Raw genomic sequence first — 25270 nt, 5'->3', positions numbered from 1 at the left:
GCGGGTAAGGAGGATAACCGCGACAACGCGGTTCCCGTTAAGCGAGAGTCGAGAGCGGATCGTGACCGTGCAGCACCCAGCCCTCCTCGGCGAAGACCGAGGCGGCCGTCTCCCGCAGCGCGCGGTCCGCCGCGGCACGCCGGATCCAGGCCTGCGGGTCGGGCCCCAACAGGTTCCGCAGCCGCGCCGAGGACGCCAGCAGCCCGGTCAGCAGGGCGCTCTGGTCGCCGCCGCCCGGCCGCGGCCTGCCGGAGGGGCGGTCCGGGGCGCCGTCGGGGCTCGCGAGCACCCCCCGCACGCTGACGTAGAGATACGCGCCGCCCAGCCGTTCTCCGGACGGCAGCACCATCGGGAAGCTCGCGCCGGGCAGCAGGATCCGCCGGTAGTTGGGGAATTCGGTGGCGTCCACCGACGCCAGTTGGCCGGCGTCGAGCCAGCTGACCACCAGCGGCGTCTCGGCCGCCGGGTCCGCGTACGGCGCGGTGGCGACGTACCCGTACCGCCCGATGTGCGCCGAGCAGCCGACCCCTATGCCGCGCACCCGCAACGGCACCATCGGCACGGCGGCCGGATGCCCGAGCGCCGTCAGCTTGTGGTGCAGCTGAGCGGGCGAGGCGTTGGAGCCCACCGCGATGACCGGATGGCGCTGTCCGGAGGGCACTTGGCCGAGCCGGGCCAGCACGGCGTCGAGCGGCTCGCGCGGCGGGCCGAACGGCGCCCCGAGCACCGGCCAGCCGCCCAACGCGCCCGGCGAGGGCGTCAACTCCCACAGTTCGGACCCCGCGAGGAGCGCGGGCGTGGCGACAGGTCGGCCGGGATAGGCCAGCGGCCGTAGCGCGGGCACATCGGCGAACCCCAGGGCCACGAGGCTGCGGTCGGTCACAGGGGGAGGTTACGCACCTCGGCCGCCCGCCCGTAAGACCCCGCCCGTAAGACCCCGCCCGTAAGACCCCGCCCGTAAGACCCCGCCGGTAAGACGTCGTGCGCTGGTAAGGCGTCGTGCACCGGGAAGACGCCGGATGCCCGTAACGCGGCGCCCGATGCGCCGTCATGCGCGTGCCCCGCGCCGCACAAGGCGGGCGCGGGGCACGAAATGCGCGCGTGATCCGGCGTCAGCGGCTTTCGGCGTCAGCGGCTCTGCTGGGCCGGGACACCGCGCGAGATCGGCTCGTCCTCGGTGGGGGAGCCGGCCGCGGCCACCGCGGCACCGGTCAGCGTGGCCAGCATCTCGCGGACGTTGGTCAGCTGGGCGTTGATGCTGTCGCGGCGGTTGGTGAGCGCCGCCAGCTCGCGCTCGGACTCGCTGCGGATGCGGTCGGCCTTGGCGTTGGCGTCGGCCACGATGTCCTCGGCCTGCCGCTGCGCGGTCTCCACCGTCTGGCGGGCGCGGCGCTCGGCGTCCGTACGCAGCTTCTCGGCCTCCAGGCGCAGCTGCTCCGCCCGGTGCTCGATCTCCGCCAGCCGCTTCTCGGCCTTGGCCTGACGGGAGGCCAGGTCCCGCTCGGACTGCTCGCGGCGCTTGGCGAGGTTCGTCTCGAAGTCCGCGGCGGCCTGGGCGGCCTTGGCGCGGGTCTCCTCGAAGAGGGAGTCGGCCTCCTCGCGCTTCTGCTGCGCGTCCTTCTGGGCGTCCTGGCGCAGCGTCGCCGCGTCGCCCTTGGCCTTCTCGACGATACGCGCGCCCTCGTCCTCCGCCTTCGACTTGCGGTCGGCGGCGAACGACTCGGCGTCGTTGCGCACCTGCTGGGCCGCCGACTCGGCGAGCTCCCGGTGCTGTTCGGCGGCCCGGCGGGCCTCCTCGCGCAGGTCCTTGGCCTCCTCCTCGGCGAGACGGAGGATCTTCTCCACGCGTGCGCCGAGCCCCGCGTAGGACGGCTCCGCGTCGTTGATCTGGGCCTGAGCGTTCTGCGTCTCGAGGTGCAGCTCCTCGATGCGCTTTTCCAGAGAGGTGATACGGGCCAGTGCACTGTCACGGTCGGCGACGAGTTTGGTAATGCGGTCGTCCACCTGACCGCGGTCGTATCCACGCCGCACGAGCTCGAAGCCGAAGGGGGAGGAAGTGTCGCTCATGGGGTTCCTGTCGAAAGAGACCGGTGAGGTGATAGAGGGAATCCTAGGGGGCCAAACGGCGTGTCAACGAGTCAACGTCCGTTTGATCTGGAGAATGTCCAGCCTTTTGAGTGGCAGGCAGGCGGATGGCTTGTCACTCGTCGGGATGATACGGACACGACATGGGGTGTGTCTCTAGCGCCCCCGCACGGAACCACTACCACTCAGCGGCGCCCGCCCCCAGGACTGTGACCGCCAGGACCGTGACCCCCCAGGACCGTGACGCGGGACCGTGGCCCAGGACCCTCAGCCGTCCGAGCGCTTGCCGCTCGCCCGGGTCCCCGCCCCGGCCGCCGTCTTGACCCCACCGTTCTCCTTCCCGCCCGAGCCGCCGGATGCGGGGGCCTCAAAAGACTCCAACGCCGCCAGCACGTCCTGGACACGGGAGATCTCCGCGTTGATGTCCTCCTGGCGCCGCTTGAGCAACTCCAGCTCCCGCTTGCCGTCGTCGACGATCCGCTTGGCCTCGGTCTCCGCCTCGGTACGCCTGCGCTCGGCGTCCCGCGTGGCGTCGGCCTTCCTCTGCTCGGCCTCCTTGAGGAGCGACTCGGCCTTCTTCACGGCGGCGATACGGACCCGGCTGGCCTCGCTGTTGGCGTCGGAGACCAGCGTCGTGGCCTTCTCCTCGGCCTTCATCAGCTGCGCGGTCGCGGCCGCGACCAGCTTGTCGACGCGCTCGCCGGTCGACTTCATCTGCTCCGCCGACTCCCGGCGGGCCCGCTCGTGCAGTTCCTCGACGTCCGCCTCGGCCCGGGTCCGCAGCTCCTCGGCCCGCTCCCGGATGCGGGTCGCGTCGCCCCGGGCCTCGCCGAGCATCGTGTCGGAGTCCGTACGGGCCTTCTCCACCAGGCTGTTCGCCTGTGCGGTCGCCTCGCTGACGAGCCGGTCGGCCTCCTTGCGGGCGACCCCGACCATCGTGTCGGCCTGCTCCTCGGCGGCGGTCGCGGTCCGCAGCCCGGCCTCCCGCGCCTCCTTCGTGAGCCGCTCCGCCTCCGCCGTGGACTCGGTGATCAGCCGGTCGACCTGCTTCGCCGCCTCCGAACGCCGCTTGTTGGCGTCCTCGCGCGCCGAGTCGACCGTCCGCTCGGCCTCGGACTGCGCCTTGGAACGGATCCGCTCCGCCTCCGCGGCGGCCTCGGTGGCCACCCGCTCCGCTTCCGCACGGGTACGCGCCGCGTGCTGATGCGCCGAACCCACGGTCTCCGACGCCTCGGTGCGCAGCCGCTCGGCCTCCGCACCGGCGTCCGCCAGCAGCCGCTCGGCCTCCTTCGTCGCCTCGCCGACCAGCCGGTCGGCCTGCCCGGCCGCCTCCGAGCGGATGTTGTTGGCGTCCCCGCGGGCCTGGGCCCGAGTGCGCGCCGCGTCCTGCTCGGCCGCCGCCCGCGCGTCGGAGGCCTCCGTACGCAGCTGCTGCGCCCGCGTACCCGCCTCCGAGACCAGCCGCTGGGCCTCCTCGGTCGCGCCGCTGACCAGCGTGTCGGCCTGCTCGGCGGCCTCGCTGCGCTGCTTGTTGGCGCTCCGCCGCGCATCGTCCAGGACGTCCTGGGCCTCGGCGCGCAGCCGCTCGGCCTCGCTCGCGGCCTCGGCGACCAGCCGGTCCGCCTGCTCGGCGGCGTCCGAGCGGCGCCGGTTGGCCTCCTCCCGGGCCTGGCTGGAGAGCCGGTCCGCCTCCGCGATCGCCTCCGCGACCGTGCGCTCCGCGAGCGCCTTGGCCGCCTCCGACTCCTCGTAGGCCTCGCGCCGCAGCCGCGCCGCGTCCTCGGCCGCCCGCTCCCGCTCGGCGTGCGCGTCCGCGCGGACCCGGTCCGCCTCCGCCTGCGCCTCGTGGCGGGTGCGGTCCGCGGCGTGCTCGGCGGCCGTACGCAGCCCCGTGATCTCCGCCTCGGCCTGCTCGTGCAGCCCCGCGACCGAATCCCGCACCTGCTGCGCCGTCTGCTCGGCCGCGGCCACCAGCTCCGCCGCGTGCCGCTCGGCCTCCTCGACCAGCCGCTGCGCCTCGGCCTGCGCCTCGGCGACCCGGTTGCGGGCGGCGGCCAGCAGCTCCTCGCTCTGCTCGTGCGCCAGGCTCCGCTCCCGCTGGGCCTCCTCGCGGGCGTCGCTCAGCGTCTCCTCGGCCTCGCGGCGGCGGCGGGCCGCCTCCTCCTGCGCGGCCGCCAGCGCCTCGGCGGCCTCGGCCCCGATGCGCTCGGCGGCGGCGTTCGCCTCCGCCCGCACCCGGTCGGCCGTGTCCTGCGCCTCGGCACGCAGCCGCTCGGCCTCCGCGGCGGCCTCACCGCGCAGCCGTACCGCGACCGACTCGCCCTCGGCGCGCATGTTCGACGCGTCCGCGACGGCCTCGTCGCGCAGCCGGTTGGCCTCCGCCTCGGCCTGCTGGCGCAGCGCGGCCAGCCGCTCGGCGGTCTCGGCACGCAGCCGCTCGGTGTCGTCGGCCGCCTCCCGGCGCAGCCGCTGGGCCTCCTCGCGGGCGTCCCGCAGCGCCTGATCGGCCGAGGCGAGCCGCTGCTCGGCCTCCCCGTGCAGCCGGACCAGCTCGGCCTCGGCCTCCGCGCGGCGATCGGCGGCGGCCGCCTCGGCCTCGTCGCGGATCCGCCGGGCCGCCTCCGCCGCCTCAGACCTGAGCTGCTCGGCCTGGGTATCGGCCGAGGTCACCAGCTCCTCGGCCTCGCCGCGGGCCCGCTCCAGCGCCTCGTCGGCCTGGCGTCGCAGCGACGCGGCCCGCTCGATCGCCTCGGTCCGTACCCGCTCGCTCTCGGCGGTGGCGGACGCGCGGGTCTCCTCGGCGCCGGCCTTCGCCTTGGCCAGCAGGTCCTCGGCGGTACTGGCCGCCTCCTCGATCTGCTGGACCGCCTCCCGGCGGGCCTCGGCGCGGATCCGCTCGCCCTCGGCCACCGCCTCCGCCCGCAGCTGCTCGGCCTCGCCGCGCAGCCGACGGGCCTCCTCCTGCAGCTCGACGGTCTTGGCGCGGTACTCCTTGGTGTCGTCCTTCGCCGCGCCCTTCAGCTGCGCGGCGGTGTCGTGCGCCTCGGCCCGCAGCCGGTCCGCCTCGGCCTCCGCCTTGGCCCGGATCCGCTCCGCCTCGTCGGCCGCCGCCTTGGTGGTGGCCTGCGCGTTCTCCGAGGCCTTGGTCAGCACCTCCTCGGCGCTGCGGGCCGCCTTGGCGAGCTGCGCCGCGGAGTCCTCGGCAGTCTTGGCGCGCGCCGTCTCCTCGGCCTCGGCGATCAGCCGCTCGGCCTCGGCGCGGGCGTCGTCCCGTACCTGCTCGGCCTCGGCGCGCAGCGCCTCGGCCTCCTTGGTGGCCTCGCCGACCAGCCGGGCGATCTCCGTCTTGGCGGTGCGGGCGCGCTGCTCGTTGTCCGTCTCGGCGGCCGACAGCCGCTTCTCCGCCGCCTCCTTGGCCTCCGTGAGCACCTTCTCGGCCTCGAAGCGCGCCTCGCGCAGCGCCGTCTCGGCCTCCTGGATGCGCAGCTCGGCCGTCCGGGTCAGCTCGGTGGCCTGGCGGCGCGCCTGGTCGGACTCGGAGGCGGTGGAGGTGCGCAGCTGCTCGGCGTGGTGGGTGGCCTCCTGCGCCTGGGCGCCGGCCGTGTTCACCAGCCGCTCGGCCTCGGTACGGGCGCGGCGCAGGATCGCTTCGGCTTCCGAGCGGGCCGACTCCGCCTCCGAGCCGAGCCGGTCGCGGGTCTGGTCGGCCAGCCGCTGGGCCTCGGTGCGGGCGGCGGACAGTGCCTGCTCGGCCTCGGACCGCGACTCGTCCATGAGCCGGCGGGCCTGCGCCTCGGTACGGGCGCGCAGTTGCTCGGCCCAGGCGACGTTCTCGTTGACGTGCGACTCGACGGTGGCGCGGCGCTCGGCGAGCTCCTGGTCCAGCCGTTGACGGCGGGTCACCGCCTCGGCGTGCAGCTCGGCTTCGAGTCGGGCCTGCCGCTCGGCCTGCTCCTGTAGCAGCCGCTGGGTCTGGGCCCGGGTCTCGCGCAGCTCGCGCTCGGCGTCGGCGCGCAGCTGGTCCGCCTGGACCTGCGCGTTGCGCAGCAACTGCTCGGCCTGGTAGCCGAGGTTGGCGCTGTCGTAGGCAGGGCGGCTCGCGAGATTGCGGCGCGCCTCGTGCAGCTTGGCGCGCAGCACCTCGACTTGGTAGCCGAGATCGTCGGCGTGCTGGACGGCCTTCTCCCGCTCGGTCTTCAGCCGCTCCATCTCGGCCTCGAACTTCGAGAGGTGGTCGTCAGGCTCGTAGCGGTCGTAGCCCCGCACTGCGCGGTCCCATCCGTCCCCTGGTCGCGTTGGCGGCCGGCTCCGTACCTGGGGTGCCACGTGGCACCTCGCGGTCCCGACCTGGCGTCCGGCCGTGGCGGCCGGACCGGAGCTAGCCCTTCCGAAGAAATGGTGTCAGATCATCGGCAAAGCCTGGGCCGGACCCCGATCCCTTTCTGATCCCGTTCCTGTACCCCGGCCGATGCTGCACTCTACCGGCCGGGGAAGCGGAAGGTCAGTGGTCCGCTTGAGTGGTGGACTTCCTCGGTCCCGCTTGTGCGGGTCGCTTCGGTCGGGTAGTCGCACTCGGCGGGCCGTGCGTTCGCCGCGGTCAGCGGTCCGCGGACTGGTCTGTGGAACGGTCTGCGGACTGGTGCTCGGGGGTGTGGTCCGCCGCCGTGACGAGCTCGGTGAGCACGCCGTGGCAGTCCTTGGGGTGCAGAAAGGTGATCCGGGAGTCCATGGAGCCGCGGCGGGGCGCCTCGTACAGCACCCGGACGCCCTTGGCGCGGATGGCCTCGGAGTCAGTGTCCACGTCCGCCGTGCCGAAGGCGATGTGGTGCACCCCCTCGCCGTTCTTGGCCATCCACTTTCCGACGGCGGAGTCCTCCCGGATGGGCTCCAGGAGCTGAAGGTACGAGGCCCCGCCGTCCGAGGTCTCGTTGATCTTGAGCATGGCCTCGCGGACCCCCTGCTCGTCGTTGGTCTCGGTGTGGAACACCTCGAAGCCATACGTGGCACGGTAGAACTCGACTGTCTTGTCGAGGTCGAAGCAGGCGATCCCGATGTGGTCGATTCTGGTCAGCATGGTTCCAGTGCACCGCTCACACGGGTGGTTACGCAACGTGCGCGCGATCACACTGATGGCCCGGTGACCCGGCGGGTACTCGTCAGTACATTGACGATAACCCTCGTTAACTTCCTTCTCCTCTGGAGGACGCACCATGACTCGGACATCTGTGATCGTGGCGGGCGCGCGCACGCCGATGGGACGGCTGCTGGGCAGCCTGCGATCCTTCTCCGGAGCGGACCTCGGCGGGGTCGCGATCAAGGCGGCCCTGGAGCGAGCCGGGATCGGCGGCGACCAGGTGGAGTACGTGATCATGGGGCAGGTGCTCCAGGCGGGCGCCGGGCAGATCCCCGCCCGGCAGGCCGCGGTGAAGGCCGGCATCCCCATGGCGGTGCCCGCGCTCACCATCAACAAGGTCTGCCTCTCCGGGCTCGACGCCATCGCGCTGGCCGACCAGCTGATCCGGGCCGGTGAGTTCGACATCGTGGTCGCGGGCGGCCAGGAGTCCATGACCAACGCCCCCCACCTGCTGCCCAAGTCCCGGGATGGCTACAAGTACGGCGCCGTCGAGATGCTCGACGCGATGGCGTACGACGGGCTGACCGACTCATTCGAAGGCATCGCCATGGGCGAGTCGACCGAGAAGCACAACACCCGGCTGGGCATCCTGCGGCCCGAGCAGGACGAGATCGCCGCGCTCTCCCACCAGCGGGCCGCCGCGGCCCAGAAGAACGGCGTCTTCGACGCCGAGATCACCCCAGTGGAGATCCCGCAGCGCAAGGGCGAGCCGGTGATCTTCGACAAGGACGAGGGCATCCGCCCGGAGACCACCGTGGAGTCGCTCGCCAAGCTGCGGCCCGCCTTCACCAAGGACGGGACGATCACGGCCGGGACGTCGTCGCAGATCTCGGACGGGGCGGCCGCCGTGGTCGTGATGAGCAAGGCCAAGGCGGAGGAGCTGGACCTGGAGTGGATCGCGGAGATCGGGGCCCACGGGAATGTGGCGGGACCCGACAACTCGCTCCAGTCGCAGCCGTCCAACGCGATCGCGCACGCGCTGCGGAAGGAGGGGCTCGAGGTCTCCGATCTTGATCTGATCGAGATCAACGAGGCGTTCGCGGCGGTCGCGGTGCAGTCAATGAAGGATCTTGGCGTTTCCTCCGAAAAGGTGAATGCGAATGGCGGCGCGATCGCTCTCGGTCACCCGATCGGGATGTCGGGCGCGCGCATCGTGCTGTCCCTGGCCCTGGAGCTGCGGCGGCGGGGCGGCGGCGTGGGCGCCGCGGCGCTGTGCGGCGGGGGTGGGCAGGGGGATGCGCTGATCGTCCGGGTGCCGCGCGCGTAGCTCTGTGCGCGGCCTGTGGGTCCGGTGCGCCGGGTGGTTCTTGTCGTCCTGAGTCGTCCTGAGTCGTCCTGAGTCGTCCTGAGCGGTCGTGACCGGTCGTGAGTGGAAGGGAGCAGCAGCGATGGCTGATGTGCCCACGCTGGTGGAGCAGGCGCGGCAGGGGCGGCCGCGCGCGGTGGCCCGGCTGATCTCGTTGATCGAGGGCGACTCACCGCAGCTGCGGGAGGTCATGGCCGCGCTGGCTCCGCTGGCGGGGGGCGCGTATGTGGTCGGGGTGACCGGTTCGCCGGGGGTCGGCAAGTCGACGTCGACCTCCGCGCTGGTCACCGCGTACCGCAAGGCCGGGAAGCGGGTGGGGGTGCTCGCCGTGGACCCCTCGTCGCCCTTCTCCGGCGGGGCGCTCCTCGGGGACCGGGTACGGATGTCGGAGCACGCGTCCGACCCCGGCGTCTACATCCGCTCCATGGCCACCCGCGGGCACCTGGGCGGGCTGGCCTGGGCCGCCCCGCAGGCGATCCGGGTGCTCGACGCGGCCGGGTGCGAGGTGGTGCTGGTGGAGACCGTCGGCGTCGGGCAGTCGGAGGTCGAGATCGCCGCGCAGGCCGACACGAGCGTGGTGATGCTCGCGCCCGGCATGGGCGACGGGATCCAGGCGGCCAAGGCCGGGATCCTGGAGATCGGCGATGTGTACGTGGTCAACAAGGCCGACCGGGAGGGCGCCGACGCCACGGCCCGTGAGCTGGGACACATGCTCGGCCTCGGCGAGGCCCGCGCTCCGGGGGACTGGCGGCCGCCGATCGTGAAGACGGTGGCGGCACGGGGCGAGGGCGTCGACGAGGTGGTCGAGGCCCTGGAGAAGCACCGGGCGTGGATGGAGGAGCGCGGGGTGCTGGCGGAGCGGCGGCTGCGCCGCGCGGCGGGCGAGGTCGAGACCATCGCCGTGACGGCGCTCCGCGCGCGGATCGGCGACCTGCACGGCGACCGGCGGCTGGGGGCGCTGGCCGAGCGGGTGGCGGCGGGGGAGCTGGATCCGTACGCGGCGGCGGACGAGCTGGTGGCGGGGGTGACCTCGGGCTGAGCGGGTGCGTGCGGGTGTGCTCGGCGCATGGGTGGTGCGGGTGCGTGGGTGGTGCGCCCGGGGTGCGTGCGGGTGCGGGTGCGGGGCCTCCGGGGCTGTCACCCCGGACCGCGTATTTACGGCGCCGGTGACCCGAAGCGTGGGGTGGGCCGGAACGTGGCGCCACACATATGCGTAAGCGTCCAGGGCGCCACCCCTGCACCCCCGCCCCCTCCCGTCGCGTCGGCGGCTACAGCCTCTCCGTGGCCTCCAGCCGTACCCGTCCGCCCACGTCTATCAGGCCATCCGGCCGCGGCGCCGTCAGGATCTGTGAGCCGCGCCCCTGCGCGATGTTCAGGGCGCGGCCGAGGTGGGCCGTCAGCAGCAGTGCCGCCGCGCCCGTCGCCTCGTCCTCGTCGATGCCGTCGCCGCGCCCGGGGAAGGCACGGGCCCTGATCCGGCCGGCCGCCTCGTCCTCCCACGCCCACGCGTAGATCCACTCACCCGGCTCCGGCACCTCCAGGGCGTCCACCTCGGCCGCGGAGCCGTATCGGCGCAGGGTGCGCGGCGGCGCCCACTCGGGCCGCGCCTCGATCCAGTTGAACTCCCCTTCGAGCCGGGCGCCCACCAGGCCCGCGGGCGTGACCAGTTCGGGCACGTCGAGCAGCCAGGCCGTGCCCACGCACGGGTGCCCGGCGAACGGCAGCCGCAGCGTCGGCGTGTAGATGTCGATGACGCCGCGCTCCGGGTCGTCGACGAACACGGTCTCGCTGAAGCCCAGCTTCCGTGCCAGGGCCTGGCGTTCGGCCGCCCCGGGGACGGCCGAACCTCGGCGTATCACGCCGAGCGCGTTGCCGTGGCGGCCGTCGGGCCCGCAGAAGACACGCAGCACGTCGTATTCGGTCACCTGTGCAGTACACCATGCCGCCCCCGCTGGGCCGGCCGTGCGACCTGGCCGGCCCCTGAGGCGCCCGGGGGTCAGTCCTCGTCGTCGTGCCGGCGGTCGTCCTCGTGGTCGTGGGACGCGGTGACCGCACCCGTGCGCGGGTCGACGTTCACGTCGCGGGCCCTGCCTGCGCGCTCGACCTCCCAGACCTTGCCGTCGAGCTCCACGGAGGTCACCGCGGCGCCGGACGTGGCCCGGTCGGCCGCTTCGACGGCGTCGACCCTGGCGGTCCGCAGCACGGCGCGGACGGCCTCGGTCTCGGCCTTGTCCTCCGCGTCGTCGTCCGTGTCGACCTGCTGGCCGAGCACCTTGCCGTTCGCCCCGATCCTCACCTCGTGCCACTTGCCGTCCTTGCCGAGGACGTCCGCCTCCCAGCCGGGACGGTCGTCGTCGCGCTCGATGGAGGTCACGGTGCCCGGCGCGGCCTTCTGGGCCGCCTCGACCGCCTGCGCGAGGGAAACCGCCGCCGGGGCCGCCGGGGCCGCCGGGGTCTTGTGCGCCGCCGAAGCCTCCTTGGCCGCTGAAGCCGTCTTGGTCGCCGGGGCCTCCGGCGCCGTCGAGCTGGCGACGGCCGTGGCGGCGCCCGCGGCCAGGGCCGCGGCGGCGAGGGTGGCGATGACGGTGGTGCGCTTCATGTGGGTTCCTCCCCAATTGGTTTGACGGGAACCACTGTCCCGCGGCGGGGCTGAAGCCAGGCTGAAGCCGCCTGAAGGCATCTTCAGGTTGTCTTTGGGACCCTTTCCCCATGCGTTTGCTGATTGTGGAGGACGAGCGGCGGCTCGCGGTGTCGCTGGCCAAAGGGCTCATGGCGGAGGGCTTCGCCGTGGATGTGGTGCACGACGGCCGGGAGGGGCTGCACCGGGCCGAAGAGGGGGTGTACGACCTGGTCGTTCTCGACATCATGCTGCCGGGGATGAACGGCTACCGCGTGTGCGGCGCGCTGCGGGCCGCGGGGTGCGAGGTGCCGATCCTGATGCTGACGGCGAAGGACGGGGAGTACGACGAGGCCGAGGGGCTCGACACGGGCGCCGACGACTATCTGACCAAGCCGTTCTCGTATGTGGTGCTGCTCGCGCGGGTGCGGGCGCTGCTGCGGCGGCGGGGGCAGGGGGCCTCACCGGTGGTGCGGGTGGGGGACCTGGTGGTGGACCGGGGGGCCCGCCGGGTGGAGCGGGACGGGAGCGACGCCGCGCTGACCGCCAAGGAGTTCTCCGTGCTGGAGCAGTTGGTGGTGCGGCCGGGGGAGGTCGTGTCGAAGGCGGAGATCCTCGAGCATGTGTGGGACTTCGCGTACGAGGGCGATCCCAACATCGTCGAGGTGTATGTGAGCGCGCTGCGGCGGAAGCTGGGCGCGGGGGTCATCGAGACGGTGCGGGGAGCCGGGTATCGGCTGGTGGGGCGTGCGTAGGGGGTCGGTGCGGACGCGGGCCGCGGTGGGGGCGACGGTCGTGGTGGCCGTGGCCCTGGTCGCGGCGGGGCTCGCGGTGCTGGAGGTGTTGCGGACGAATCTGTCGGAGCAGGCCAGGCTGCAGTCCGAAGTGCGTGCGCGCTCGGTGGCCTCGAAGGTCGCGGCCGGGGAGGAGTTCGGCGCGCTGGGGCTGGGCGAGGACCCCGTGCAGATCGTGGACAGTCAGGGCCGGGTGCGGGCGGTGAGCGACGATCTGGAGGCCGTGACGGGGACGGGGAGCCGTGAGGTGGTGCCGGTGGACGTCGAAATGGAGGACGAGGACGACCCCGGGAGCATGGCGGCGAAGCCCCGGTTCGCCGAGGGCACCGCCCGGGTGGACGGGGACGAGGCGGAGTACCAGTGGGCCGCGATGCGCGTGATCACCCCGGCGGAGGAGTCCGTCACGGTGTACGCGGGCGCCCCGCTCGCCACCGAAACGGTCGGGTCGGTACGGGACGCCATGCTGCTCGGACTGCCGCTGCTGTCGGCGGTGGTGGCGGTGGTGACCTGGCTGGTGACCCGGCGCGCCCTGCGTCCGGTGGAGGCGATCCGGCGGGAGATGGCGGCCATAACGGCCAGTACGGATCTGTCCCGGCGGGTGCCGGTGCCCCGGTCGCGGGACGAGGTGGCCCGGCTGGCGCGTACGACGAACGAGACGCTCGCGGCGCTGGAGGGGGCCGTGGAGCGGCAGCGGGCGTTCGTCGCCGACGCGTCGCATGAGCTGCGCAGCCCGATCGCCTCGCTGCGCACCCAGTTGGAGGTGGGCGCGGCGCATCCGGGGCTGCTGGATGTGGACGGCGCAGTGGAGGACGTGGTGCGGCTCCAGCGGCTGGCGGGCGATCTGCTGCTGCTGGCCCGGCTGGACGCCGGGGAGCGGCCCTCGGGGGGCCGGGTGGCGCTCGCGGAGCTGGTGCGCGAGGAGTTGGCGCAGCGGGTGGGGGACCGGGTGGCGGTGCGGTGCGAGCTGGGGCCGGTGGAGGTCGCCGGGTCGCGCGGGCAGTTGGCGCGGGTGCTGGGGAACCTGGTGGACAACGCGCAGCGGCACGCCCGCGACGAGGTGCGGGTGACGGTGCGGGAGGAGGGCGACTGGGGGGTCGTGGAGGTCGCCGACGACGGGAGCGGGGTGCCCGAGGGGGAGCGGGAGCGCGTCTTCGAGCGGTTCGTACGGCTCGACGACGCGCGCAGCCGCGACGACGGCGGGGCCGGGCTCGGCCTCGCCATCGCGCGCGACGTGGTGCTGCGGCACGGCGGGCGGCTGGGCGTGCGGACCGCGCCGGGCGGCGGTGCGCTGTTCGAGGTGCGGCTGCCGCGCGAACTCCCGGCCCCGGGCCGTCTCCTGGCCCCGCGTGATCTTCCGGCCGCGTGATCTTCCGGCCCTGGGCCGTCCCCCGGCCCCCGTGACCTTCCGCCCGGCGTCCGGCCGGCCCTGGCGCGCGCGTCTAGACGCGGCCGCGCTGGGCGCGCAGGTGTTCGGCGATCGGGGTCAGGGAGGTGTGGACGGCATCGAGGGCTTCCGGGCTGAGCAGGTCGATGAAGTGCTTGCGCACCGACTCGACGTGGTGCGGTGCGACCTTGCGCATGGTCTCCCAGCCGTCTTCGGTGAGCACCGCGTAGAGCCCGCGCCGGTCGGATTCGCAGTGCTCGCGGCGGACGAGGCCGGCGTTCTCCATCCGGGTGATCTGATGGGAGAGGCGGCTCTTGGACTGAAGGGTGGCGGCGGCCAGGTCACTCATGCGCATCCGGTGGCCTTCCGACTCCGAGAGGTTGACCAGGATCTCGTAGTCGTTCATGGTCAGGCCGAACGGCTGTAGGTCGCGTTCGAGTTGGTAGCTCAGCAGCCGGCTGACGTCCAGGTGGATGCGCCAGGCGCGCTGTTCCTCGTCGCTGAGCCAGCGCGTGCCGTTCTCGGTCTCCATGGGAAGTATTCTACCTATAGAAGTTGAATTTCGAACCAATGGATATGAGGTCACCTGTTCGAGGTTACACTCCGCATGCTCTCGCTCACGAACCGGTGCCCCCTGTAGCCCCTATGGGCACCTCGTTCATGAGTTCTTCCGTCGACTGGAGCAGGACCGTCCCCGCGCCGACGAACTCGAACTGATGCTCCTCACCCGAGGTGCCCCCAAGGCCGGTGTGCGCCCGGATCCCGCCGAGGATGCCCCGCAAGTACTCGTGATCGTAGTGGTGGTTGGGCGTGGGGCAGTCCGCCCAGCCGACGAGGGCCTGCGGGTCCACCCGGATCGGCGGCTCCATGAAGACCACCGGGCCGTTGGAGGCCGCGACGAACTTGCCGGTGCCGATCAGGGTGAGGAAGCCCGGGACGATCGACTGCTTGAGGGAGAGCGAGGGCTGGAAAGCGAGGAGATTGCCCGACCGGATGGTCAGATTGCCGTCGTCGAGGTCGTAGGAGTTGACGTCGAAGGCCCGGTCCGCGAGCACCATCTTGCCCTGCCCCTCGGCCACCACCCAGTCCGCGGCGTGCAGCGGGGAGTGGAAGCTGTGCGCGATGAGCTGGTCCAGCCGGCCCAGGCCCACGCCGTGGAAGTCGATCCGCCCGTAATAGGCGATCATCTTCCCCTTCTGCAGAAACCACTGGCCGTTCAGCTCCACGCTGAAGGCGTACGGATTGATGTTGTCGTCGGCCGGGAGGGTGTACGCGTCGTGGATGACGGGGCTGTTCACAGCTTCTCCTCCGATGCCTGGACATACACCGTGCCGGTGCCCGAGAGCTCGAGCTGAAAGGCCTCTCCCGAGCCGCGGCCGACCATCTCGCGCCAGCCGAGCGCGGCCGAGAGCTTGTTGCGGACGTCCCCGCGGTGGGCGACATACGCCTGCGGGTCGACATGGACCGGGCGGCCGGGGGTGATCGGCAGCTGGATCACGCCGCCGTGCGCCATGACCGCCGCCGAGCCATGCCCCTCGAGCGTGGTGGTGAACAGCCCCTGGCCGGTGACCTGGCCGCGCACGATGCCCATCACCCCGCCCTGTGAGCCCATGAACATCGTGCCCTGGCGCAGCGACCCGTCGAAGGCGAGCAGCCGGTCCGACTCGGCGTACAGCTTGTCGCCGGCCAGGTGGATCACCTCGACATGGTGGCCGCCGTGGCCGAACATCACCGTGCCGCTGCCCTCGACGGTCATGAGCGGGGTCGCCTCGCCCGCGACCCGGCGGCCGATCATGCCCATCACTCCGCGCTGACCGCCGGTGATGCTCGGCGTGAACCGCACCTCGCCCCGGTAGGCCAGCATCGCGCCGCGCTGGCTGAAGAGCGTCTGGCCGGGCTGCACCTGCGCCTCGACCATGCGTGAGTTGAGGACGTTGAAGGGCATCAGACGTCCCCGCCGATCGTGTTGCGCTCGCTCGGCTGTACGTACACCAGTCCCTCGCCCTCGAAGCGGATCTGGAACGCCTCGCCCGAGCCCTCCCCTATGAGGGTGCGGAAATTCACCCCGGACTGGAAGTGCTGCTTGAGCTTGCCCGTATGGGCGATGTACGCGCCCGGGTCGACCTGCAGCGGCAGCTGCGGGGTGACGCGCAGCACCACCGCCGTGCCGTCGGAGAGGATGGCCGCCTGCCCGGTCCCCTCGACGGTCGTGGTGAACAGGCCGTTGCCCTGCGAGGAGCCGCGCAGCCCGGTGAAGGAGGTCCCGGTGCGCAGCGCGGCGTCCGCGCACAGCAGATTGCTGGCCTCCACGTGGAGCGTCTCGCCGTGCAGCGACACCAGGTTGATCTCGCTCGCCCGGTCGGCGAAGTAGCACGTGCCGTGCCCCTTGACCTCCATGACCTCCATCTGCTCGCCGGTGAGCCGCCGGGTCACCATCCCGCGCAGCCCCTCCCCGCCGCCGGATTTCTTCTTGAAGGTCATCTCTCCCTCGTACGCGACCATCGAACCGTTCTTGGCCTTCACGGAATCGCCCGTCATGTCGACGGCGAGCACCTTGCTCCCCTGGAGCCGAAACTGAGCCACGGATCCGACGTTATCGGGACCGAACGGCGCGGAACAGGGACAGCCGGACCCCGGCGCGGTGATCGGTTACGAGGCTGCGACAATGCGAGGGGAGCTTGTGCATCACTTCACAAGCTCTCGCTGCGTGTCATCCGGCGTGTCATCCTGCGTGTCAACGTCGTCTCATCGTCCTTCTCACCCAAAGGTGCTGCTCCCGTGGACTTCAAGACCGCCACCGCACTGCGGCGGCTCCGCCTGGTCTCCGCGCCCGAGGCCGTCTCCTTCCTCCTGCTGCTCGTCTGCTCGGTGCTCAAGCGCACGACCGACTTCAACGCGGTCCCGGTGATGGGCATGGTGCACGGCATCCTCTTCATCCTGTACCTGGTCTTCTGGCTGGACGCCTGGAAGCGCGCCCAGTGGGACCGCAAGACCGCCGCGCTCTACTTCGTGCTCTCCATCCTGCCGACCGGCGGCTTCTTCGCCGAGCGCAAGCTCAAGCGGGAGGCGGAGGCCAGCGTGATCGCCGACCGGGCGCGCCGCGACGGCGTGGTCAACGCATGATCGTCGCCTTCTCCGTGACGCCGCTCGGCGTCGGCGAGGACGTGGGGGAGTACGTCGCCGACGCGGTGCGGGTGGTGCGCGAGTCCGGCCTGCCGAACCGTACGGACGCGATGTTCACGTCCATCGAGGGCGAGTGGGACGAGGTCATGGACGTCGTCAAGCGGGCGGTCGCGGCCGTGGAGGCGCGGGCGCCGCGGGTGTCCGTGGTCCTCAAGGCGGACATCCGCCCGGGCGTCACGGACGGACTGACCTCGAAGGTCGAGACGGTCGAGCGGCATCTGTCCGCGTAGGCCGCAGAGCCTTCTGGGCAGAGCTTTCCAGGTAGAGCTTCTAGGCAGAGCCTTCTAGGCCGCGCCACCGCCCAGCAGCGCGATGCCGAGCGGTGTGCGCTCGTACAGCACCCGGTGGCCATCGCGGCGCGAGGTCAGCAGGCCGGCCGCGCGCAGCACCCCCAGGTGTGCCGAGACCGACGACGGCGCCAGACCCAGCCGCTGGGCCAGCGCCGTCGTGGCGGCGGGCTCCTCCAGGGCGCTGAGAACGGCGGCGCGGTTGGCTCCGAGGAGCCGTACGAGCGCGTCCGCCGCGCCCTCGGCGGGCTCCTGCCAGAGCCCGCCCACCCCGCGCGCCGGATAGATCACCGTCGGCTGCCAAGGCGGCGCGAAGCCGCTGATGACATCCGGCCAGACGAAGACGTTCGGCATCAGCAGCACGCCCCGGCCGTCGAGCTCCTGCACCTCCGGGCCTCCGGCGCGGGTGCGGACCGTGAGCCGCCCATCGGCCCAGGACAGCGCGGGGCGCAGATCGGCGAAGAGCCGCTCAAGGCCGCCGTCGGCCAGCTGCCGGGCCCGATAGGCCACATCGGCCTCCAGCAAGGCGCGCACCCGGGGCCAGTCCGGCGCGAGCAGCGCGTGCCAGACCCGCTCGGTCTGATCCCCGAGCCGCCGCACCGCCCGCGCGGGGTCGTCCAGCACCGAGCGCCCGGCCGCGGAGCCGGCGGCCCCCGGCGTGCACACCAGGGAACGGGCCATCTCCCGGCGGGCCGTCTCCGGCCCGGTCGCCCGCAGACGCGCCAGCTCCTCCTCGAACGAGGGATACGGCACCTCAGGCGGCGGACCCAGAAAGTCCGGGGTGTAGCCGCGGATGGGCATGAACAGCGCGAGCAGGGAGAGATCGAGCCCGGCCGCGGCCGAGCGGACCCGGCGCAGCCACGGCAGGTGATAGCCGTGCCGCTCGGAACGCAGCAGGGTCCGCACCGCCTCGTGCGTCTGGCACAGCGGTGAAATGGCGAACCGGCAGCGCAGTAAGTCGTCCTGCCCGAAGCTCATGTGGAGTGGCATGCGTCTCCCGGTTTCCCTGCCCCGTGAAGCGCCCCCGAAGAGCTCCCGTATACGGGCCCCGTGAAGCGGCCCGACAGAGATTCGCCTCGGAGCGAAACACTAGAGCTCCTGGACCGGCCCCGGGCAGGCTGCCGCCATGCCAACGCCTTCCGGGTCCGGGACCGCGGACCCCATCCCGACGCGCCCTGCCGCAGACGCCTCCCGACCCGAGCCCGCGGCCGAGGGCGCCGAGGGCCCCGCCGTCCCGGAACCCCGCCCGGGAGGCGTTGGCTATTCGGCCGTCTTCGCGGTGCGCGAGTTCCGGGCCGTGTTCGTCGCGCATCTGCTCTCCATGCTCGGCGAGGTCGTCTGCGGGATCGCGCTGTCCGTCCTGGTCTACCGGGTCACCGGCTCGCCGTTGCTGTCCGCCCTGGCCTTCGCCTTCGCCCTGCTCCCGTACGTCATCGGCGGCACCCTGCTGTCCGCCGTGGCCGACCGCTACCCCGCCCGCCGGGTGCTCGTCGTATGCGATCTGGCCAGCGCCGTGTGCGTGGCCGCGATGGTGGTGCCGGGCATGCCCGTCGGGTTGCTGCTGGTGCTGCGCTGTGTGCCCGCCGCTATCTCTCCGGTGTTCAGCGGGACGCGGTCCGCGACCCTCGGCGACATGCTGGGAGAGGGAGACCTGTTCGTGCTCGGCCGGTCCGTCATCCGGCTCACCGCGCAGGGCGCGCAGCTCGCCGGGTTCGCCGCGGGCGGGCTGCTGCTGGCCGCGGTCTCGCCGCGCGCGGTGCTCGCGATCACGGCGGCGTCGTTCGTGGGGTCGGCGCTGGTGCTGCGCCTGGGCACCCGCCGCCGTCCGGCCCGTACGGACGGCCGCCGGGGGGCGCTGCTGGGCGACTCGCTGCGCGGGATGCGGCAGCTGTTCGCCAACCCGCGGATCCGGGCCCTGTTCCTGCTGAGCTGGGTGCCGCCGACGTTCGTGGTGATGTCGGAGGCGTTGATGACGCCGTACGCGGACGGGCTGGGCTTCGGCTCGACCGGGCTCGGGCTGCTGATGTGCGGGATGCCGATCGGGGCGATCGTCAGCGAGGCCCTGGCGGGCACGCTGCTCGGCCCGGCAGGCCGGGCGCGGCTGACCCTGGTGGTGGCGGTGGTGTGCACGTTGCCCTCCCTGGGGTACGTCTTCGAGCCCTCGTTCGGCTGGGCGCTGGCGCTCCAGGTGGCGACGGGCTGCGGCATGGCGTACAGCCTCGGCCTCGACCAGTGGTTCATGGCGGCCGTACCGGAGGAGCTGCGGGGGCGGGCGATGACGGTGATGACGGCGGGGCTGATGACCGCGCAGGGCCTGGGCATGGCGGTGGCGGGCGCGATCGCCGAGCTGGCGCCGGTGCATCTGGTGGTGACCGCGGCGGGAGTGTTCGGCACGGTGTGCTCACTGCTGGTGGTGGTGCTGGTGCGACGCGGTACGGCACGGCCGCGGGTTACGGGCGAGGTGGGGTGACGGCGAGGTGGGTGACGGCGAGGTGGGGTTTCGGCGAGAGGGCAGGGCCGATGCGGGGAGAAGGGCGGCAGGGCGAGGGTGTCGGGTCGCCGGGCCCGAAACGTGAGACCGGGCTGACCACGATATGACCGGCCGGTAGGGTCGGTGACGTGCCCAAGCCGCTCAGCCTCTCCTTCGACCCCATCGCCCGCGCAGACGAACTGTGGAAGCGACGGTGGGGGTCCGTGCCGTCGATGGCCGCGATCACCTCGATCATGCGGGCTCAGCAGATTCTGCTGGGCCAGGTCGACGCGGTGGTCAAGCCGTACGGACTGACCTTCGCCCGCTACGAGGCGCTGGTGCTGCTCACCTTCTCCCAGGCCGGTGAGCTGCCCATGTCCAAGATCGGCGAGCGGCTGATGGTCCACCCGACCTCGGTGACCAACACCGTGGACCGCCTGGTCACGTCCGGCCTGGTGGCCAAGCGGCCGAACCCGAACGACGGCCGCGGGACGCTCGCCTCGATCACCGACCGGGGCCGTGAGGTGGTCGAGTCGGCCACCCGCGACCTGATGGCGATGGACTTCGGCCTCGGGGTGTACGACGCCGAGGACTGCTCGGGCATCTTCGAGCTGCTGCGGCCCCTCCGGGTCGCGGCGGGTGACTTCGACGCGCAGTAACACCGGCGGGGGCAGTAACACCGGTGGTCATACCGGTGGGGGTGGCGAAGATCGCCCCGGAACGGACGGTTACGCTCGACGTCATGAAGCGAAGCGTATTGACGCGCTACCGGACCATGGCCTATGTCACGGGCGTCCTGCTGATCCTGCTCACGATCGGTGTGATCGCCAAGTATCTGCTGGACGTGGACGGCGCGTCCGGCTTCGTCAGCGTCGTCGGTATCGCACACGGCTGGCTCTACGTCCTCTACCTGGTCTTCGCCTTCGACCTCGGCTCCAAGGCGAAGTGGCCCTTCGGCAAGCTGGCCTGGGTGCTGCTCGCGGGCACCGTCCCCACGGCGGTCTTCTTCGTCGAGCGCAAGGTCGTGGCCGAGATCGAGCCGCTGGTCAGCGGCGCCGAGCCGGAGCCCGCCCAGGCCTGACCTGCGCCCGCCGCTGTTTTTGGGCTCGCACCACCCCGCGCGCGCCGTCCGGACTCCGGACGGCGCGCGCGTTTTTGTTGACGCGTACAAGCACGGAAGGTTAGCTTCCGTCCCGGCTTTACTTGCGGCATACACACGTGCGGCCTGCGCCGGGGAATCCGCCTGCGCCAGGAAATCCGGCCTGTGTCAGGCAAAGAGGGGGAGAGGATGACGGTCCGCGTGTCGGCACGCCCCGCCCTCCCCCTGCACCGCCGCCTGTTCTCCGCGCGCCTCTACCTCGATCTGCGGCGCAGCTCCAGCACCAGCTGTCGCGGCTGACGGCCGTCCGGACGACCCAAGAACCGACTCCCGGCCCCTCCCGGCCCGGAGCCCCTCCCGGCCCGGACCTTCCTCGGGCGTCCGCGCCTTCGAGCGCCCCCTCAGCCTGTCCCACGCCTTCACGTTTCTTGTTCTGATGAGGACTTGTCATGCCCTCCACCTCGCGCTCCCGCATACGCGAAGAAGTGCGCCGCATCGATGCCCTGAGTGACCAGCTGCGGCGCGGTCGCATCGGCCGCCGCTCGTTTCTCTCCCTGGCCTCGGGCATGTCCGCCGCGGCCCTGCTGACCGCCTGCGGCTCGGACTCCGGCTCGGGGAAGAAGGCCGTCCCCTTCTACACGACCGAGAACGATCCCCAGTCGCTCGCCTTCTACAAGATGGTGATCGCGAAGTTCGAGAAGGCGCACCCGGGCGTCAAGGTCAAGATCACCCTCTACCAGGACGAGAACCAGCTGCAGTATCTCCAGACCGCGATGCAGACGGGCAACGACATCGGCGTCTTCGCGCCGCCCGGCGCCAACATCCTGGACTGGGCGGAGAAGGGCTATCTGCTGTCGCTGACCGACCTGGTCAAGGACATCGGAGCGGACGACTTCCTGGCGGGCACCCGCATCCGGGTCAAGGGCGAGGACTACGCCATACCCTTCCAGGCGGGCGCGTCGGTGCTCTACTACCGCAAGGACCTGCTACAGAAGGCCGGGATCGAGCCGCCGAAGACCTACCAGGACTTCCTCGACGCCGTCACCGAGCTCGACGGCAAGGACGGCGTCGACGGGATCTCCTCCGGCGCGAGCAACACCCCCGGAATGACGACCCAGTTCCTCGCCCCGTACGTCTATCAGTCCGGCTGGGACTACTACTCCGCCGACGGTGAGGTGCTGTTCGGAAAGCCCGAAGTGCTGGAGGGCGTCAAGCGGCATGTGGCGATCATGCGGCACGCCCGCAAGGGCGCGTACAACACCAACTACCCCGACCTGATGAGCACCTACATCTCCGGCCGCGCCGCGTTCGCCACCATGGCCGGCCGCCTCGGGGTCAACCTCGCCAAGCAGAATCCGAAGATCGCCGAGAACACGGGCGTCATCGCCGTCCCGGCCGGGCCGTTCCGCACCGGCAGGCTCTCCTATGGCGGCAAGAACCAGTACAGCGTCTACGCCAGGACCAAGCACCGCGCCGAGGCGATCGCCTTCCTCAAGGCACTCACCACCGGCGCCAACGCCCTCGCCTTCTCCCTCACCGTCCCCGGCCACCTGCTGCCGCCGCTGAAGTCGGTGTCGGCCCGGCTGCGCGCCGAGATACCGAAGTCCGAGGACGCGTACCTCAAGAAGCACGGCGACTGGGTCACCACGATCATGGACCTGGTGCCGGACGCGATGAGCCCCGACCTCAGCATGGGCTCGGTGCACGACCACACCTACGACGGCCGGCTGTCCAACCCCTGCCCCTGGGCCGGCAGGGCGTGGGCGCCGCCGCCCGCCGACGGGGCGATGATCCAGGACATCCTGATCCGGGGGACCGACCCCGAGAAGGCGTGGAAGGACGCGGTGGCCAAGCTGGAGAAGGCCGCCAAGGAGTGGCGGACCGCCCATCCGGACTGGAAGCCGAGCGCCTGAGCCATGACCGCCGCCCGCCTCGGCGTGCGCCCTTTCCGGGTCTTCCAGTACGCCTGTCTCGCCGTGATCGTGGTCGTCGCGGACCTGCCGCTGGTGTGGATCGTCCTCACCGCCGTCAAGCCCGACACCGAGATCGTCGCCTATCCGCCCACCCTCTACCCGCACGAGATGACGTTCGAGAACTTCACCAACCTCTTCGCCATCTCGGACTTCGGCACCTACCTCGCCAACAGCGCGGTCGTCTCCCTCGCCGCGACCGCCGCCACGGTGGTGCTCGGCACCCTCGCCGCGTACTCGCTCAGCCGCTTCACCATCCCCGGCCTGCGATGGGTGGGAGAGCTGTCGCTGTTCGCCTACATGGTGCCGCCCATCCTGGTCCTGGTCCCGACGGCGCAGCTGGTGAACCGGCTCGGGCTGGCCAACGACAAGACGGCGCTCGTCGTCCTCTACACCGCCACGCTGCTGCCCTTCGCGCTGTGGACGCTGCGCTCGTACTTCCACGGGCTCACCGTCGAGTTGGAGGAGGCGGCCATGGTCGACGGCTGCACCCGCTTCGGCGCCTTCCGCCGGGTGGTGGTCCCGCAGGCCCTGCCCGGCATCATCGCCACCGCCGTCTTCACCTTCAACGCGGCCTGGAGCGAGTACCTCTTCTCGGCGACCCTGATGACCGACCCGGAGAACCTCACCCTGAGCCCCGGGCTCGCGCTGCTCATGGACCAGACCGGGGTCTACTCATGGGGCGTGCTCATGGCCGCGGCCGTGATCGTCGTCCTGCCGGTGGTGGTGCTGTTCGCGTTCGTCCAGAAGTTCCTGGTGGGTGGGGTCGGTCAGGGGGCCGTCAAATGAGCGTCCGCAAGACGGGTGTGCACAGGACGGGCGTGCACAGGACCGGTGCGCACAGGACCGGCGTGCCTTCGGGCACGCGCGAGCGGCCGCGGCGCGGGCTGACCGACCGGCAGTTGGGCAGCCTGATGCTGCTGCCCGCGCTCGCCCTGCTGCTGTGCTTCGCCGTCTACCCGTTCGTCGCGTCCGTCGTCGACAGCTTCTTCCGGATCGACTTCCTCACCCGGCAGCGCGACTTCCTGGGCCTCGACAACTACCGTCGCCTGTGGGAGGACCCCGCCACCCGCGCCGCCTTCGGGCGGAGCGTGCTGTGGGTCGCCGGGAACGTGGTCATCCAGGCGGTCGCGGGCGTGGCCGTCGCGCTCGTGCTCAACGCCGGGCTGCGCGGGCAGACCCTCGCCCGCGGCCTTGTGCTGTTCCCGTACGTGGTCCCGGCCGTGGTCGCCGCGATCGTCTTCCGCTTCATGTTCAACGACACCACCGGCCTGGTCGGCTATCTGCTGAAGGCATCCGGCGCGAGCGACCAGCCGGTGAGCCCCTTCGGCGACCCCGACACCGTGATGCTCGCCCTGATCGCGGTGAACTGCTGGAAGTACGTGCCCTTCGTCGTCATCGTCGTCCTCGCCCGGCTCCAGACCGTGCCGCGCGAGCTGTACGAGGCGGCCTCGCTCGACGGGGCCGGGCGGCTGGGCTCGTTCCGCCATGTGACGCTGCCGTGGATCGCCCCGGCGCTGCTCGTCGCGATGCTGATGCGCACCATCTGGACGGCGTACGACTTCGACCTGCCGTACCTGCTGGCGCAGGGCGGTCCCTTGGACAGCTCGACCACCGTGCCGCTGGCGATCAGGAAGATCGCGTTCAGCGACCAGGAGCTCGGCCTCGCCTCCGCCCTCGCGGTGTCCGTGGCGATCCTCCTCGTCGCGGGCGCCTGGCTCTACCTGCGGGCCTACCGGCGTACCGAGCGCGCCACGGGCTGACCCCGTAAGACCATGAACGAGCCCGACGAGCCCGACGAGCCCGACGAGCCCGACGAGCCGACGAGTCAATGAAAGGAGCGGTCATGACCGCCCCGGCCCCGACCCTGATCGAGGCGGCCCGGCGCCTCGCCGACGAGGTGCTCGCCCCCGGTGCCGAGTCCGCCGACCGCGAGGGGGTCACCCCGGCCGCGATCGCCGCGGTCAAGGGGGCCGGAGTGCTCGGGGTGAGCGGCCCCGCGGCGTACGGCGGAACGCAGGCGCCTGACTCGGTGGCCCGCGAGATCGCCGAGATCCTCGCCGGGGCCTGCTGCTCCACGTACTTCGTCCAGGCGCAGCACCACAGCCCGGTCAGGATGCTCGCCGCGTCCGCCTCCCCGGCCCGCGAGCGGCTGCTGCGGCCGCTGTGCGACGGCACGCTGCTGTCCGGCATCGCCTTTTCCCACCTGCGGGCCTTCCCCCGCACGCCGGTGCGGGTCGGCCGGGTACCGGGCGGCAGGCGCTTCGACGGGCGGGTGCCGTGGTACACCGGCTGGGGCCTGAACGACGTGCTGCTGCTCGGCGGGGTCACCGACGAGGGTGAGGTCCTGTTCGCCTTCGCGGACGCCCGTGAGCAGCCGGGGCTGCGCCCCACCCCGCCCCTCCAGCTGGCCGCGCTGACCGGCACCCGCACGGTCGGGCTGGAGCTGGACGGCCTGGTGGTGCCCGAGGAGGCGGTGGTCTGGAGCCGCCCGTTCGAGGAGTGGGCGGTCGCGGACCGGCCGAAGAACACCAACCCCAACCCGGCCGTCTTCGGCGTGGCCCGCGCCGCCCTCGACCTGCTGGAGGCCGCCGGGGACCCGGAGGCGACGGAGACGGCGGGGGTGCTGGGCGAGCGGCTGCGCGAGGTGCGGCGGGAGGCATACGCGCTGGTCGACGAGGTCCCGGCGGGAGAGCGCCTGGCGGACCGGCTGGCGGTGAAGACGCGGGCCTACGACGTGCTGCGCGCGGCGACCACTGCGGCGATCGTCGCGGGCGGGGGCCGTGCTTTCGGCCTCGGCAGCCCGGCGCAGCGGCTGGCCCGGGAGGGGCTGTTCCTGGTGGTGCAGGGCCAGACCGCCGAGGTACGGAGCGCCCACCTGCGGGCACTGCGCGGCTGACCTGCGGCGGGGCCCGTTCGGAGTAGTGGGTGACCGGTTGGG

24 protein-coding genes are annotated in these 25270 nt (G+C 72.2%); 13 read left to right on the top strand and 11 right to left on the bottom strand.

Features of this window, described 5'->3' with window-relative positions:
• Positions 1-37: 37 nt before the first annotated feature.
• From ACWY4P_RS17615 to mce, 4 genes are all read right to left on the bottom strand, one after another.
• A complete protein-coding gene (locus ACWY4P_RS17615; protein WP_456211496.1) occupies positions 38-883 on the bottom strand; it encodes a hypothetical protein in 846 nt (281 codons plus the stop codon).
• Positions 884-1128: 245 nt separating this feature from the next.
• Positions 1129-2067, bottom strand: coding sequence for a cellulose-binding protein (locus ACWY4P_RS17610; RefSeq protein WP_456211495.1), 939 nt, complete (start codon positions 2065-2067; stop codon positions 1129-1131).
• A gap of 285 nt (positions 2068-2352) precedes the next feature.
• A complete protein-coding gene (gene scy / locus ACWY4P_RS17605) occupies positions 2353-6351 on the bottom strand; it encodes a polarized growth protein Scy (RefSeq protein WP_456211494.1) in 3999 nt (1332 codons plus the stop codon).
• A gap of 331 nt (positions 6352-6682) precedes the next feature.
• The gene (gene mce / locus ACWY4P_RS17600) at positions 6683-7159 is read right to left on the bottom strand and encodes a methylmalonyl-CoA epimerase (RefSeq protein ID WP_456211493.1); all 477 of its coding nucleotides are present in this window, start codon (positions 7157-7159) and stop codon (positions 6683-6685) included.
• A 136-nt stretch (positions 7160-7295) separates the two neighbouring features.
• Between mce and ACWY4P_RS17595 the strand changes: the two genes are divergently transcribed.
• Together ACWY4P_RS17595 and meaB are read left to right on the top strand one after the other, a co-directional pair.
• Complete coding sequence (locus ACWY4P_RS17595) at positions 7296-8486, top strand: acetyl-CoA C-acetyltransferase (protein WP_456211492.1); 1191 nt, start codon at positions 7296-7298, stop codon at positions 8484-8486.
• Positions 8487-8607: 121 nt separating this feature from the next.
• Positions 8608-9564, top strand: a complete 957-nt coding sequence (gene meaB, locus ACWY4P_RS17590; RefSeq protein WP_456211491.1) for a methylmalonyl Co-A mutase-associated GTPase MeaB — start codon at positions 8608-8610, stop codon at positions 9562-9564.
• A gap of 229 nt (positions 9565-9793) precedes the next feature.
• Here meaB and ACWY4P_RS17585 read toward each other — a convergent pair whose 3' ends face one another.
• Together ACWY4P_RS17585 and ACWY4P_RS17580 are read right to left on the bottom strand one after the other, a co-directional pair.
• Positions 9794-10450 (bottom strand): PhzF family phenazine biosynthesis protein, encoded by a 657-nt coding sequence (locus ACWY4P_RS17585; RefSeq protein ID WP_456211490.1) that lies wholly within the window; start codon positions 10448-10450, stop codon positions 9794-9796.
• 71 nt (positions 10451-10521) lie between these two features.
• Positions 10522-11124 (bottom strand): PepSY domain-containing protein, encoded by a 603-nt coding sequence (locus ACWY4P_RS17580; protein WP_456211489.1) that lies wholly within the window; start codon positions 11122-11124, stop codon positions 10522-10524.
• Positions 11125-11234: 110 nt separating this feature from the next.
• Between ACWY4P_RS17580 and ACWY4P_RS17575 the strand changes: the two genes are divergently transcribed.
• Together ACWY4P_RS17575 and ACWY4P_RS17570 are read left to right on the top strand one after the other, a co-directional pair.
• Positions 11235-11897: a response regulator transcription factor gene (locus tag ACWY4P_RS17575; RefSeq protein WP_456211488.1), complete on the top strand. Its 663-nt coding sequence runs from the start codon at positions 11235-11237 to the stop codon at positions 11895-11897.
• Positions 11898-11904: 7 nt separating this feature from the next.
• A complete protein-coding gene (locus tag ACWY4P_RS17570) occupies positions 11905-13302 on the top strand; it encodes a sensor histidine kinase (RefSeq protein ID WP_456211487.1) in 1398 nt (465 codons plus the stop codon).
• Positions 13303-13375: 73 nt separating this feature from the next.
• On the opposite strand, the gene ACWY4P_RS17565 is transcribed toward ACWY4P_RS17570, so the two are convergent.
• The 4 genes from ACWY4P_RS17565 to ACWY4P_RS17550 form a co-directional block, all read right to left on the bottom strand.
• The gene (locus tag ACWY4P_RS17565; RefSeq protein WP_456211486.1) at positions 13376-13852 is read right to left on the bottom strand and encodes a MarR family winged helix-turn-helix transcriptional regulator; all 477 of its coding nucleotides are present in this window, start codon (positions 13850-13852) and stop codon (positions 13376-13378) included.
• 85 nt (positions 13853-13937) lie between these two features.
• Positions 13938-14618 (bottom strand): AIM24 family protein, encoded by a 681-nt coding sequence (locus ACWY4P_RS17560; protein WP_456211485.1) that lies wholly within the window; start codon positions 14616-14618, stop codon positions 13938-13940.
• Positions 14615-15265 (bottom strand): AIM24 family protein, encoded by a 651-nt coding sequence (locus ACWY4P_RS17555; protein WP_456211484.1) that lies wholly within the window; start codon positions 15263-15265, stop codon positions 14615-14617. Before ACWY4P_RS17555 ends, ACWY4P_RS17560 begins: the two co-directional genes overlap by 4 nt.
• On the bottom strand, positions 15265-15858 hold the full coding sequence (locus ACWY4P_RS17550) for an AIM24 family protein (protein WP_456212956.1): 594 nt from the start codon (positions 15856-15858) through the stop codon (positions 15265-15267). The genes ACWY4P_RS17555 and ACWY4P_RS17550 overlap by 1 nt, the downstream gene beginning before the upstream one ends.
• A 240-nt stretch (positions 15859-16098) precedes the next feature.
• On the opposite strand from ACWY4P_RS17550, the gene ACWY4P_RS17545 reads away from it, so the two are divergent.
• Positions 16099-16443, top strand: coding sequence for a DUF3817 domain-containing protein (locus ACWY4P_RS17545; protein ID WP_456211483.1), 345 nt, complete (start codon positions 16099-16101; stop codon positions 16441-16443).
• Positions 16440-16733 carry an MTH1187 family thiamine-binding protein gene (locus ACWY4P_RS17540; protein ID WP_014176340.1) on the top strand — a complete coding sequence of 98 codons (294 nt, stop codon included), beginning with the start codon at positions 16440-16442 and terminating at the stop codon, positions 16731-16733. Before ACWY4P_RS17545 ends, ACWY4P_RS17540 begins: the two co-directional genes overlap by 4 nt.
• A gap of 54 nt (positions 16734-16787) precedes the next feature.
• On the opposite strand, the gene ACWY4P_RS17535 is transcribed toward ACWY4P_RS17540, so the two are convergent.
• On the bottom strand, positions 16788-17780 hold the full coding sequence (locus tag ACWY4P_RS17535; RefSeq protein ID WP_456211482.1) for a DUF5937 family protein: 993 nt from the start codon (positions 17778-17780) through the stop codon (positions 16788-16790).
• 136 nt (positions 17781-17916) lie between these two features.
• On the opposite strand from ACWY4P_RS17535, the gene ACWY4P_RS17530 reads away from it, so the two are divergent.
• The 7 genes from ACWY4P_RS17530 (at position 17917) to ACWY4P_RS17500 (ending at position 25228) form a co-directional block, all read left to right on the top strand.
• Complete coding sequence (locus tag ACWY4P_RS17530; RefSeq protein WP_456211481.1) at positions 17917-19260, top strand: MFS transporter; 1344 nt, start codon at positions 17917-17919, stop codon at positions 19258-19260.
• Between the two features lie 149 nt (positions 19261-19409).
• On the top strand, positions 19410-19919 hold the full coding sequence (locus ACWY4P_RS17525; RefSeq protein ID WP_456211480.1) for a MarR family transcriptional regulator: 510 nt from the start codon (positions 19410-19412) through the stop codon (positions 19917-19919).
• Between the two features lie 83 nt (positions 19920-20002).
• Positions 20003-20341, top strand: coding sequence for a DUF3817 domain-containing protein (locus ACWY4P_RS17520; protein ID WP_352129536.1), 339 nt, complete (start codon positions 20003-20005; stop codon positions 20339-20341).
• 467 nt (positions 20342-20808) lie between these two features.
• Positions 20809-22272, top strand: coding sequence for an ABC transporter substrate-binding protein (locus ACWY4P_RS17515; protein WP_456211479.1), 1464 nt, complete (start codon positions 20809-20811; stop codon positions 22270-22272).
• Between the two features lie 3 nt (positions 22273-22275).
• Positions 22276-23118, top strand: coding sequence for a carbohydrate ABC transporter permease (locus ACWY4P_RS17510; RefSeq protein WP_456211478.1), 843 nt, complete (start codon positions 22276-22278; stop codon positions 23116-23118).
• 62 nt (positions 23119-23180) lie between these two features.
• Positions 23181-24092 (top strand): carbohydrate ABC transporter permease, encoded by a 912-nt coding sequence (locus ACWY4P_RS17505; RefSeq protein ID WP_456211477.1) that lies wholly within the window; start codon positions 23181-23183, stop codon positions 24090-24092.
• Between the two features lie 83 nt (positions 24093-24175).
• Complete coding sequence (locus ACWY4P_RS17500; RefSeq protein ID WP_456211476.1) at positions 24176-25228, top strand: acyl-CoA dehydrogenase family protein; 1053 nt, start codon at positions 24176-24178, stop codon at positions 25226-25228.
• Positions 25229-25270 lie beyond the last annotated feature (42 nt).

Source organism: Streptomyces sp. LZ34, from assembly GCF_053890475.1.
Note: the sequence above shows the minus strand (reverse complement) of the source record. Positions and strands in the feature narration are given on the sequence as shown.